Annotated in this window: 5 protein-coding genes and 1 pseudogene; 4 read left to right on the forward strand and 2 right to left on the reverse strand. The window is 42.6% G+C overall.

Annotated features, from left to right (window positions below):
* Positions 1-248: 248 nt before the first annotated feature.
* Positions 249-7,391 carry an Ig-like domain-containing protein gene (locus GSF13_RS02700; RefSeq protein ID WP_211865026.1) on the forward strand — a complete coding sequence of 2,381 codons (7,143 nt, stop codon included), beginning with the start codon at positions 249-251 and terminating at the stop codon, positions 7,389-7,391.
* A 103-nt stretch (positions 7,392-7,494) separates the two neighbouring features.
* Here GSF13_RS02700 and GSF13_RS02705 read toward each other — a convergent pair whose 3' ends face one another.
* The gene (locus GSF13_RS02705) at positions 7,495-8,229 is read right to left on the reverse strand and encodes a transporter substrate-binding domain-containing protein (protein ID WP_211865027.1); all 735 of its coding nucleotides are present in this window, start codon (positions 8,227-8,229) and stop codon (positions 7,495-7,497) included.
* Between the two features lie 297 nt (positions 8,230-8,526).
* Between GSF13_RS02705 and GSF13_RS02710 the strand changes: the two genes are divergently transcribed.
* Positions 8,527-11,133 (forward strand): ExeM/NucH family extracellular endonuclease, encoded by a 2,607-nt coding sequence (locus GSF13_RS02710; protein WP_206473089.1) that lies wholly within the window; start codon positions 8,527-8,529, stop codon positions 11,131-11,133.
* A 173-nt stretch (positions 11,134-11,306) separates the two neighbouring features.
* Here GSF13_RS02710 and GSF13_RS02715 read toward each other — a convergent pair whose 3' ends face one another.
* A complete protein-coding gene (locus tag GSF13_RS02715) occupies positions 11,307-11,465 on the reverse strand; it encodes a GrpB family protein (RefSeq protein WP_249122670.1) in 159 nt (52 codons plus the stop codon).
* 462 nt (positions 11,466-11,927) lie between these two features.
* Here GSF13_RS02715 and GSF13_RS02720 point away from each other — a divergent pair, with 462 nt between their 5' ends.
* Positions 11,928-13,523 (forward strand): hypothetical protein, encoded by a 1,596-nt coding sequence (locus GSF13_RS02720; RefSeq protein ID WP_211865029.1) that lies wholly within the window; start codon positions 11,928-11,930, stop codon positions 13,521-13,523.
* Between the two features lie 137 nt (positions 13,524-13,660).
* Positions 13,661-13,873, forward strand: a pseudogene (locus tag GSF13_RS02725) (integrase core domain-containing protein); the annotation flags it as partial.
* Positions 13,874-13,963: the final 90 nt, after the last annotated feature.

Below are 13,963 nucleotides of genomic sequence, written 5' to 3' on the forward strand. Positions count from 1 at the left end.
AAAAACAACATTAAATAGTGTTTTTTTCTTATTTTTTATTTTGATAGACATAAAGCTATTGTTACAAATAAAACAAGAATTTCCCTAAGTTTCTGTTTTAGGTTACGAATTTTTATAAGAGTCATTCCAAGCTTCAAAACATCAACTACACTCAAATGACATCTTTGTATAAAAAACCCACAGAGATGTCATCCGAAGCAGTTCTATAAATGTTATCAACCTAGTAACTGAACCACTCAGGGGTCATTATGATTACACAGCGCTCACTTTTAAGCCGTGTTCGTAAGATTGTCTCTAGCAGCTGCATAGCTGGCAGTATATTTTTCGCCTTAACCTCATCCGCATTTGCACTCGAAAATTGGCAAAAAGTCGAAAGGCTCACACCAACTGACGAAACTACCAATGCAGATGAATTAGTCTTTAAAGTCACCTTTGTTAACGCACATACCGTTGCGCCAACCGCCAGTGACTTTACGATTCTGGGCGATGAAAAAGACACCAATAACGACACAACTATTGATACAGGTAGTAAAACAACCGCATCAATCACACAAGTCACCGTCGACTCAGGTAACAGCTCAATTTACCATGTTACGCTCTCTGGAGGTGACCTTGCCAGCTACAACGGCGTCGTTGCGTTATTGCCTGCGAGTAACTCGATAAGACCTGAAGTGTTCGAAGCCTACTACGTTAGTAACGGCACTGAGCTACCAGCCTCTGATAAACTCATTGTATTTGATTACGCAGATCAGACCAGCGAGCTGGGCAATGGCTACTTTGGAGCAACGGCTGCAGAAGCAAGAACCACAGCAGATGCCCTATGCAAAAGTAAATTTCTACGCAAGCATAACCGTCTAAACAATATTATTGATAGTTCTGCTTCAACAGCAGTAAGTAATGGACCGGTTAGAGCACATGCTGTAATTTCATTCTCTGCATCCGATGACATCGCCAGCCTTGACACTAATTACAGCCTACCTAGTGTTAATGTTTTTAATAGCGGAGGCACTAAGCTTGCTGACGCCAATTGGGATGACTTTGTCAACGGCACACTTAGCGCCCTCAATAGTAATGCGTCCGACATGCTAGAAAATTCGGGCAACGTTAAGTATTTTTGGAGTTTCTCCGATTCGGGAGGCACTTTTAACGCTGCGAATAACTGTTCGGGCGGAACCTCACCTTCTAATACTGTCAAAGGTGTTGCCAACCAAAATGGCAGTTGGTATACCTTAATAGGCAGTGTGCCCTGTAACAACGCACTGAATTTAATTTGTGTCGCATGGCATGAATCAGCCTATTTAGATGCCAATATTTCCAATACCGCACCTACAATTAGTAACTTACCAGCAAGCTTTACTGTGACAGAAGATGTCGCAACAACGGTTGATCTATCAGCGGTCGTCTTAGCTGATAACGAAGATGACAACTTAACGGTTACCTTGGCTCTGGACAGTGGCACCATCGCAAGCACCGATGGTAATGGCACAGTGAGCAGCGTCACAGTGGCGGGAAGTGGCACTGCAAGTATGACATTAAGTGGGTCAGCGGCTGCGCTTAATAGCTATCTCGATGTGACGACTAAGCTAAATATCACCACGGAAACCGACAACACAGCAGCAATGACGCTCACGGTTACGCCGAATGATGGTACCGTTGATGGTGATGCAGCAACCAGCACCGTGAACGTCACGGCAGTCAACGATAAGCCAACCTTTACTTCCACAGCGGTCACTGCATCAACTGAGGATTCAGTGTACAAATATTCAATAGCCACCAGCGACCCTGACAAAGATGATGTCACCGTTTCTGTCTCGGCTAGCACCCCGCTTCCAAGTTGGCTAAGCTTAAATACAAGCACAGAAGCAACGGTGTCTACACTTGCAGGTCAAAGCTCTGGTTATGCCGATGGAACTGGGACTGCCGCCTCATTTAAATCTCCTTATGACGTTGCAACCGACAGTAACAACAATGTGTATGTTGCCGATTACAGTAACCATGTGATCCGTAAAATTACACCTGAGGGCGTTGTCACTACACTAGCAGGTTCTGGAACCGCAGGCTCTGATGAAGGCACTGGTAGTGCTGCTTCATTTAACTTTCCCAAAGCCGTAACGGTTGACGCTTCTGGCAATGTTTATGTTGCAGATTCTTCAAACAATAAAATCCGTAAGATTACTCCGGCAGGAGTCGTAACCACCTTTGCAGGTAGTGGTTCACCTGGCAGCACGGACGGAACCGGCACAGCAGCCACTTTTGCTGCACCAACAGGTATCACGATTGACAGCAACGGAAATCTATTTGTCGTAGAAACGAACCCTCATATCGTTCGTAAAATAACCCCTGCAGGCGTCGTGACCACGTTTGCGGGTAGTAAAGGGTCTTCTGGGTTTACTGATGCAACAGGAACATCGGCAAAATTCAACTTCCCCTATAATGGCGGTAGTAGTAGCAACAACGACCTATTTATAGCGGACCGCAACAATCACGCTATTCGTAAAGTCACCTCGGCAAGTGTTGTAACCACTTTTGCAGGAACGGGATCGGCGGGTTCGGCTAATGGTACAGGAACACAAGCAAGCTTTAATAAGCCATACGATATCGCACTAGACAGCGCCGATAACCTTTATGTATCCGAGCAAACGGGCCACACTATTCGCAAGATAACCAGTGCAGGCGTAGTAACCACTTTTGCAGGAAGTGCCGGAGTCTCAGGAAGTACAGATGGTTTAGCGAGTGTGGCACGCTTCAGCCAACCCTTTGGTATTGCAGTAGACAGCAATGGCATCGTTTATGTTGCAGATACCGGCAACCATCGAATTCGAAAAATATCACCGGCAGAGACGACGTTGACGGGTACGCCTAGCAATGACGATGTTGGCGATCACTATATTTGTTTAATTGTTTCCGACGGTACTGAAACCAGCGAGCAATGCTTTACCATTACGGTTACAAACGTCAATGATGCGCCCGTTGTCGCAACTAACACGGGTTTAACCTTAGATGGTGGTACAACAATAAACATCACGAGTTCAGCTCTGTCTGCAAGCGATGTTGATGACAGTGGTACAGGTTTAACGTACACAGTAACTACCTTGCCAAGTCACGGAAGCCTCTTTGTTGATGCCAACAGTAATGACAGCTTAGACAGTGGTGAAGCGCTCGGCAGCAATGGTACGTTCACACAAGCTGATATTGAAAATGGCAACTTATTTTATGCCCACGACGACTCTCAAAATGCGAGTGACAGTTTTGTCTTTTCACTAGAGGATGGCTTGGAAGACGGTGTTACCGCAATTACCAATCAAACATTTAGCTTTATTGTTGAGTTAAATAAAGCACCGGTTATCAGCGGTACTCCAGCGGCGACCGTCAACGAAAACGTTGCATATAGTTTTACGCCTACCGCAACCGACGAAGATAACGACACCTTAACATTTAGCATCACCAATAAACCAAGCTGGGCAACCTTTAGCACCTCAACCGGCAGTTTAACGGGAACACCTAGTTATACCGATGCAGGTGCATACAATGGTATTGTTATTACAGTGAGTGATGGCACAGCCAGTGATACCTTAAATTTTGATATTACTGTCGTCAACGTGAACCGCACACCAAGTATTAGTGGGACACCAGCGACTAGTGTTGATGAAAATAGCAGTTATAGCTTTACTCCAACAGCCTCTGATCCTGATGGAGATACGCTTACTTTCAGTATCACCAATAAACCAAGTTGGGCCACTTTCAGTACCAGTACAGGAGCCTTGAGCGGCACGCCAAGCTTTACTGATGCTGGCGACTACAACGGTATTGTAGTAACAGTTAGCGATGGCAGTGCAACACAAACGCTGAACTTTAATATTAATGTTGTAAATGTGAACCGTTCACCCTCAATTAGTGGCTCTCCATCCACTTCAGTGCTTGAAGGCGGTACTTATAATTTCACACCAACCGCAAGTGACCCTGATAATGACAACCTAAGCTTCTCTATTGCCAATAAGCCGATCTGGGCATCATTTAGTTCAACTACTGGAGCATTAACTGGAACTCCTGACTTCAATCAATCAGGTAACTACAGCGGTATAGTTATTACTGTAAGTGATGGTAGTGCCACTCAAAACCTGACATTTTCTATCACCGTAAACGATGTGAATCGAGCTCCTACAATAAGTGGAACACCTGCTCCCACGGTAAATGAAGGAGTAAGTTATAGCTTTACCCCGAGTGCCTCCGATGAGGATAATGATAATCTTACCTTTAGCATTACCAATGCGCCTGATTGGGCAACGTTTAGTAGTACAACGGGTACACTATCTGGTACTCCCTCCTTTAGCGATGGTGGCGAACAACACATCATCACTATTAGTGTCACCGATGGTACAGAAAGTGACGACCTAAGCTTCATAATAAGGGTAATAAACATCAATCGCTTGCCAACTATCAGTGGTACACCCGGCGTGAAAGTCACTGTGGGAGAAAACTATAGCTTTGTACCTGCTGCAACGGATGAAGATGAGGACACATTAAGCTTTACGATCACTAATAAGCCAAGCTGGGCTCTATTCTCAGCATCAACCGGTGAGCTATCTGGTACTCCGTCAGAGACAGATATTGGTACGACTAGCGGTATTCAAATCAGCGTTAGTGACGGTACTGACAATGCGAGTTTACCAGCATTTAACCTTGAAGTGGTTGCAGAGAATACGGCACCAACAGGTGAAAACCTTTCGCTCACTGTTAAAGAAGATACCTCTTTGACTATTCAGCCGACATTACAAGATGCTGAAGATGATACCTTAACGCTGACAATTGGTAGTCAGCCGACAAATGGATCATTAACCAATAATGCTACAGGCTGGGTATATCAACCAGAAGCTGATTTCAATGGGGAAGATAGCTTTACCTATTCAGTGAGCGATGGAGAACTGCAAAGTGATAGCTATACCGTTGCATTAACTATCACAGCTGTAAATGACTTGCCTATTGCCAACAACGATAACTTCCAGCTTGATGGTAGCGCCAACAATACATTCACCCTGAATGTGTTAGACAATGATACGGATGTTGATGGAGATACCCTCATTATTGAAGGCGTAAAGGCAAGTTTAGGTAGCGCAAGTGTGGTTGGCAATACACTACAGTACACTGCGCCAAGTAACTTCGCAGGCTCTGTGACTTTGAACTACGCCATTCGTGATGGTCATGGTGGTCGAGCTAAAGCAAATGCACTATTAGAAATAAGTGGTGCAGTCAATGGTGAACCTCCTGTTGTCACCGCCCCAGCAGATCTAGAGATTAATGCGACAGGGCTATTTACCAAGGTAAACCTAGGTACTGCGACAGCAATTAATAGCAGCGGTGAGCCTTTACCCGTTACGCTTACAGAAGGTAAAACCATATTTGCACCAGGAGAGCATAACGTCTACTGGCAAGCAACAGACGCAGACGGTAACTTAGGAACAGATCAACAGTTGTTGAGAGTGAATCCGCTAGTGTCGTTGAGTAAAGATAAAACCATTGCTGAAGGCAGTAAGGTAGATATTCAAGTGCTACTAAATGGCCCTGCTCCGCAATATCCTGTAACTGTCGATTATACCGTAACAGGTAGTGCAATATCAGGTGTTGATCATGACTTGAGTAGCGGTTCGGTGACGATAAGCTCGGGCACGAAAGCCAACATTTCAATTCAAACAGTTGCAGATGGTGAGTTTGAGGGCGATGAGACGATCACGGTCAGCTTGAATAACGGTATTAACCTTGGTGCAAAACGGGAAACCACTATTACAGTGAGCGAGCAAAATATTGCGCCGGATGTCTCGCTAGTTGTGACTCAGAATAACCAGAGCCGATTAACCGTTAGCCAAGATGAAGGAACTGTATCTGTCGTTGCAACGGTGGCCGATCCAAATGCTGGTGACACAGTGACGAACGCATGGAAAGTAACAGGTATGACTTCCGATCAATATACGGAGGACACACTGCAACTAAGCTTTAACCCTCAAGAACTGCAAGCGGGAACATACAAGATCACGCATACAGCAACTGACTCTAGTAGTGCGCAAGATAGTGAGAGCGTATTTATTCAAGTGACCCAGTCATTGCAACAGTTATCTGATACGGAAGATACGGATGGCGATCTTATCCCAGATAGTCAAGAGGGTTACGCCGATGACGATGGAGACGGGATCCCTGATTTCCAAGACGCTATCACCGAGTGTAATGTTATGCCTCAGGAAGTAGTGACACAGGACGGCTTCTTAGTCGAAGGTAACCCTGGAGTCTGTTTACGTAAGGGCGAGTTTACTGCTAGTGGTGAAACCGGTGGCCTACTGATGACAGATGACGAGGGTAATTCACAACTAGGTAACGATGATGATGCACAAATCACTGGCGGCTTGTTTGACTTTATTGCTTACGGGCTACCGAAAGCAGGTCAAGTATATCAGCTAGTGATGCCACAGCGCCTACCTATCCCAAGAGATGCTGTATATCGTAAGTTTAAAGCGTCCTCAGGTCTTTGGGTGAACTTTGTGGAAGACGCAAATAACCTCGTCTTTAGTGCGGAAGGTGAGTCTGGCATTTGTCCTCCTCCAGGAGATGAAAGCTGGTCTGAGGGCCTGACAGAAGGACATTGGTGTGTGCAACTTCAGATAGAAGATGGTGGTATCAATGATGACGATGGTGAAGCAAACGGTAGTATTGTGGATCCAGGTGGTGTCGGTGTACTGCTATCTAATAATCAGATGCCTGTAGCGCTAGACGATACAATTAGTATGAAGTGGAACACTAATATTACTATCGATGTTTTAGCGAATGACACTGATGCTGATGGAGATATGCTCACCGTAGCAAATGCTTCAGCAAGCTTTGGCGATGTACAAATTAATCCAGATAATACTCTGTACTATACACCAAACACGGGGTATGTCGGAGTAGATACGCTGAGTTACGCCATAACCGATGGTAATGGAGGAACCGCAGGAGCGAGCGTAGTAATTACTGTAGTTGCCAATACGGCTCCCATAACGGTTTCCGATGTTGCAACAGTTGTTTCTGGAAAGCCAATTACCATTAATGTTCTAGCAAACGACAGTGATAGCGATGGCGATACGCTGCAAGTAACTGAGGCAACGGCACAGCACGGTAGTGTCGCAGTTAATGCTGATTACAGCTTAACCTATCAGTCAAATGCTGGGTTTGTTGGCAGTGAAACCGTTACCTACACAATCACAGATGGTGAAGCGAGTGTTCAAGGTAGTGTGAATATTACAGTCAACAAAGCACCTACTGATACCGTCACGAACAAGAGTGATAGTGGTAGTATGCCGGTATGGTTGATTTGGCTCAGCCTTGCATTTGTAGTAATTCGTCGGTGGCAAGCTATAACACGTTAACGACCTGAACAGGTTAAAAACCACACTAGAAAGGGGTAATGAAGTTGCACTTCATTACCCCTTTCTTTTTGCGATAAAGCACTGTGGCGATAGAGTCGATTACTCACTCATCTAATTGATACTTTTTAAGTGTCGCTTTATAAATACCATTAGTCTGTAGTAGTAAAAGGCCTTTATCGAACAATTCAATAACTTCCATTGCTTTTGGATGGGATTTGCTAATACCGATATGAAGAGGCCATTGTGCAATGGTCGATTGATGTACTTTAAGGTGATGAAATTCAGTGTGTTGACTCCGTAAATAGGCAAAGGCAAGCTCATCGCTTACTACGGCTTCTACTCGCTGCTTATTAAGGAGTGATAAACAAGAGGTCAAATTTGTGAGCTTTTCTAAACGAATTTGCGAAATCTGCGCGAGCGCAATTTCAGAACGAAAACCCCGAATAGCGCATACACTCAACCCCTTTAGATCTTCCAAGTGCTCAAAGTTAATCTCAGATTCTGTACGTGAAATAAGTACCAGCCGGTTACTATAATAAGCTTTGCTAAAAATAAAACGTTCATCGCGACTGTCCGAACGCCATAATGCGGGGATAATATCGACCTGCCCTTTTTCTACCATTCGCATGGCACGACTGAAAGGCGTAATAAGCATTTCAAAATCTTGATTCTCTGCCTTAAATGCCGCACGAACTAAATCTACAGTAAAACCAGAATCTTCATCAATGACATAGGGAGGCCAAACATTATGCGCCCCCACTATGGCATCATTTGCAGATGATGTGCACGACAGGGCAATAAGCAGGAGGCATGACTGTCTTAAACTTTTTATCGCCATGTCCACTCTCTCCCACTTTTACCTTCAAACTAAGTTGGCTGACAACTTTGCTATAAATGTTTGCTCCGACCCTAATTGAGTATAGCGCAACCGTTGCATCACGAAATATACACACACTTGCTCACTGGCAACGTTTGAATATGGCATAAAATTCAACGACTTTTGTCCTTCAACACACAATTTAGCGTAAACCAATGTAAACAAACCGTGAAGTTTAATTGAATTGTCATCAATAGCGCTTAAAATACTGCGTCCGAATAAAAATTCGGATAATTCTAATACACGGGAAAATAAAAAATGATTAAAAAATCTATCCTAGCTTCAGCTATTGCATTAGCTTGCCTAAATGCACAAGCAGAGGTGATTATCTCTGAGTATGTTGAAGGTAGCAGTTATAACAAAGCCGTTGAGCTCTACAATGGTAGTGATGAAGCTGTCAATCTAACTGGTTACTCAGTCAACTTTTTCTTTAATGGCGCAACAGAAGCTCGCACGAATATAGAACTAAGTGGTGAACTTGCGGCTAAATCAACTTATGTTATTGCTCATGCTGACTCAGCAGCAGAGATCATCGCAAAAGCACAGTTAACAAACACAAGTAGCTGGTTTAATGGTGATGATGCCGTGACGCTTACGCTCAATGGTGCAGTTGTTGATAGCCTAGGTCAGGTTGGTGTCGACCCAGGTAGTGAATGGATTGATGGCGATATTAGAACAAAAGATAAAACGCTTGTCAGAGATCCTGCAATAACAACTGGCCGCACCGATGCAACTTCTGCATTTGTTGGCGCTGGACAATGGCTCGCACTCGCTAAAGACGATTTTAGCAACCTAGGTATCCACATTAATGGCGGTGACGTACCTGAGCCAGAGCCAGTTATTTGTGGCGAAAATAATACCTTGATAAGTGCCATTCAGGGCGCAGGCGATGCAAGTCCATTGGCTGGAGAAACGGTTGAAGTTCAAGCTGTTGTCACTGCAAGCCTACAATCAGATGCAGGGCTTGGCGGCTTCTTCCTTCAAGAAGAAAGCACTGACTATGATGCTGATAATAATACTTCCGAAGGTATTTTTGTCGTATATACCGCAACTCCAGTAAGCACAGGAGATGTGGTTAAATTACGTGGTAAAGTTGAAGAGAAGTATGGTCAAACTCAACTTATTAACGTCGACGCAATTGAGCTATGCGGTTCTGCAACGGCTTCAGCGACTACCGTTACTTTACCTGCAGAGAATGGTCTTGAAGCCTACGAAGGCATGTTGGTTTCGATTTCAAATGAGTTGGTCGTTAACGATACATACGGACTTGCACGCTACGGCGAAGTACGCTTAGGTACTGAACGTTTATACCAAAGCACTCAAGTAGCAACTCCTGGTGATGCAGCAAACCAGCTAGAAGCAGAGAACAAGCGCAAAGAAATTTTACTTGATGATGGTTCATCAGTACAAAACCCTGAGGTTATTCCTTACCCATCACCCACACTTGATGCCTATAACACCTTGCGACTGGGCGATTCTGTGACGGGCCTTGAGGGTGTAATGGGATATGGTTATAGCCAATACCGTATTCACCCAACGACAACACCAAACTTTGTTCATACTAATCTACGTACAGAAGCACCTCAGGTAGAAGTGCGTGGAGATTTACGTATTGCTAGCTTCAACGTATTAAACTATTTCAATGGTGACGGTCAAGGCGCAGGTTTCCCAACGTCACGAGGCGCTGACAATCTAGAAGAGTTTGAACGCCAAAAAGCAAAAACGGTTGCTGCAATTTCGGCACTCGATGCCGATATTATCGGTCTGCTAGAAGTGGAGAACGACGGTTTCGGTGAGTTTAGTGCGATTGCCGATCTCGTTAACGCTTTAAATGCGGCAGATTCTGCTAATACTTACGCATTTGTAAACCTAAATGTTGATCAAGTAGGTGGGGACGCAATCACATCCGGTATCATCTATCGTAGTAACAAAGTAGCTGAAGTAGGCACGCCAGCATTTACCGAAGCCGTACCATTTGATTACGGTAACCGCCCTCCTGTCGTACAAACTTTCAAAGAGGCAAACGGCGACGAAGTCTTCACTGTGGTAATGGCTCACTTACGCTCTAAAGGCAGTTGTTCAAAGGCTGAGGGCTTAGATCAAGACCAAAATGATGGTCAAGGTTGTTGGAACCAAACTCGAGTCACAGCGGTTAATACCCTAGCAACTTGGCTTGGCACAAATCCGACAGGGGTTGCAGAAGATGATGTAATAATTCTGGGTGACATGAATGCTTACGCTCAGGAAGATCCAATCAACACCTATGTCGAGAATGGTTATGCCAACATCAAGCAAACACTTCATGGCAGTAGCTTAGATTATTCATACGTGTATCAAGGACGTATCGGTAGCCTAGATCACGCCTTTGCTTCAAACACGATGATGGAAAAAGTAAAGTCAGTGACGGATTGGCATATCAATGCGGATGAACCCGTCGCGCTAGATTACAACACTGAGTACAAATCAGATACTCACAAAGCAAGTCTTTATGCAGCACACGCTTATCGCGCATCGGATCATGACCCAGTGGTAATCGACCTTAACCTTGCTAAAGAGCCGACGATTATTGAAGGCGAGTTTACAGGCCTTGCAGGCTGGTTCTGGTGGCAACATCGCTCAATCGAGCTACCAGCGGGCTTTGATAAACTAGAAGTGTCAATCACAGGTCAAGGCGAAGCAGACCTATATGTGCGCCATAAGAAAATGCCAAACTTCTTCAAGTACGACTGTCGTCCATACCTTTGGGGTAGTGAAGAAAGCTGTGTATTTGATGAGCCTGCAGAAGGTAAATGGAATTTCCGCCTGCGCGGCCTATTCCCTTATTACAATGTAACTATCAAATATAAAGCGACAAAAGCGAATTAATTGCTGCTTTGATCTAAAACCCAAGAGCCAAGGCTCTTGGGTTTTTCTTGGCCTTTAACTTACTTTAATTGCCACCAATCATACTTTCAGAAAGGGCACTTATTCTCTAAGTTAGAAACTATAAAATGTCCGATTATCGCCGTTTCATGTTGCCACGATAGGCTGGATTGATATCAGCTATAAAATGACGCCAACACTTTCTGAATAAACGGCCACTTTTGTTGAGTATATTGCTCGCGGTCATCTTTGTATTCTTGTGCTAACCTCTGCTTTAACACACAGTACTCAGCTCTTAAATCTGATGACGCTCTTAATTTATCCCTAAAAGAAATGCGCTCTTGCCAAAGTGCACTATCGAAGGGTTTTTCTCTATACGGTAGGAGTGAATTCTACAAAAGGAGAATCAACAATGCTAAGTTCATTAATTATTATTTAATTTATATTTACGTCGGTCTGCCAGCATTGGATCTAAGTGTAGTCTACTGGGTTATCTTGTTGTTTTGGTGTTGTACCTTAGAGAGAGTGGAGTAGGTGCGGGAAGCACCGGCGTTACCTATCATTTTTCACTCATCACAACCCCTTGCGTTATGACTATTGTCGGTCTGAAGTTAGATGCAGAGCACTATATCAAGGTAGCGAAGCTCTGATTTATGAGTGATAAAATAATAGCTTTATCATCCAAATGGTTTTGTATATAGTTTGTTAACTAGTCTTTGGTGTAATAAATGTTCTATAAAAACCGTTCACAATATGATTTTATAGCTATTTAAATAGAAATTGGGGCAAGGAAATCTATGAAATATCAATTTTTCATCTTTATGATCATCATTATGCTGGTGGTGTCTGGTTGCTCAGGAAATAAAGAAAATGACGCTCGGGCTTTATACGTTTCAGCCTCTAAGTATATGGGTGAAATCAAGCAGAAAGACTTAAGTTATTCACAGTACTTGGAATTGCAATCTAAAGCTGCGGCAGCTTTAGATGAGCTACTAACCAAATACCCAAGCACTCAAATTGCATTCGAAGTTACATCGGGAAGTCGAAAAATATCTGGTACTTCTTATTCCCATATATCGAATGTAGGCGATAGTCTGGAAAAGCTAGCAAGAGCAGAAAATAGTGCAGAAGACTTAGTTAAACTAATTGTTGATGTAGACTACAAAGATGTTGTTGATTTAAAGCTTTTAACAAAGTTGTTTCTTTTGGTCAGTGATGAGGATGTTAAAATCGAGTCTAAAATTTACTTAGATAAGGCAATGTCTATCGTAAATAAATCCACAAGTAATCATAGTGAAGTGAGTTTAACTTTTTCAATTGCTGAAACATTAAAGGAGCGAGGTTTAGAATCAGAAGCACATAGGCTTGTTCGTTCTATTTTTGATAGGATGGAAAATGACTATAGCTTTTTTAATGATTTAAATGATAAATACTTAAATTCTCTTTTGTTAGAGTCATTAGAAATTAGTGGTCCATATACACCTTTTGAATTTATAAAAAGTGATAGGGGAGGTCTTATAAAAGGAAAATTAGATTTCTATAATTATGTTGTTGAATTCTATAAGCTTGGACAAGAGCCGATGATGAGAAGTGCTTATGAGCTTCTTACTGAAAACACAAGGAAATCAGATTTTATCTTTGATAAGACAGAATTTATAGAGATCTCTTTGGCACAAGTAGACTTTTCCCAAGGGAGAGTCAAGAAAGGTCTTGATAGGCTATCATCAGCTTTTAAAGTCGCTAAAAGAAAAATTGGGTCAGAACCCTTAAAAAACATTCTAAATGGGAATGAATATCTAAGAGAAATTTATAATACCTATGCGTCAAATGGTTACATAGATCAAGCGGAAAAAATTGTAAGCTACTCAAAATTACATAATGGTCAAAAAATTAAGAATTATAGTGGTAAGTCTTTTTATTGTAGTAAAAATAGAAGTCAAATTGAAGAATTAAAAACTGATTTCAGAAGTACCATTTCTCTAGTTGAGTGTGGGTATGAAAATGAAGTTTTAGAATCAGCTTCTATATTTGTTAAAAATAATAAAGGGAAAATTAATGTTTATCAGCTTAGTGAACTAGCTTCTTTAGATGGAGTTGTGAGGTTATATGAGAACGATATCAATAGCGAACTCGCTCGTATAAACAGAACGCTTCAAGACAACCCCTTGCGAGAACGTGAAAGGTTAAGGGTAAATGTAAAAATGGCTAACTACTTGGAAGCTCTGAAATGTAGTTATAACCTTATTAATGACGGATTCTATCATTTTGGAACTTATGGCTTGGCTTTAATTGCTTCTAAGAAAAACAGTGGCTACACTAAAGAAGAGCTGGATATATTGCGTAAGATTACTGAGTTGATAATTCCAAAATCAGATTGGAAAAAGTTTATTTAAGTTTTTTTGGATGATAAATAAGGTATGGATGTTGCCTTAGTTAAGAAAAATAATTAACTTTCAAATGAAGTTTTATATGTAATGTTGGGCTAACACAGACACCCACCATAATTTGCATTTATGTTATGGTGGGTGTCTGCTATTTTCATGCCCCGATGGAGCGTTTATTTAGAAGTCTCAAAACAGAATGGCTTCCAAGTACAGGCTACAGTTCATTTAAAGAAGCTGAACAAGACGTTAGCTTTTACTTGATGAACTATTACAACTGGAGAAGGCCTCATAGTCATAACGATATGCAAGCTCCAGCAGTAGCAGAAGAAAAACTTAATTCACTGTCCGGAACTAGTTGACCACTACACAGAGCGTCCATACATGTCACTTATTTTTTGGGAACGGCTTAAACATATGCTAATATCTGAAGGTGAAAGTGCGGGCAATCT

The organism is Pseudoalteromonas sp. M8, assembly GCF_018141365.1.
In the GTDB taxonomy this organism is placed as follows: domain Bacteria; phylum Pseudomonadota; class Gammaproteobacteria; order Enterobacterales; family Alteromonadaceae; genus Pseudoalteromonas.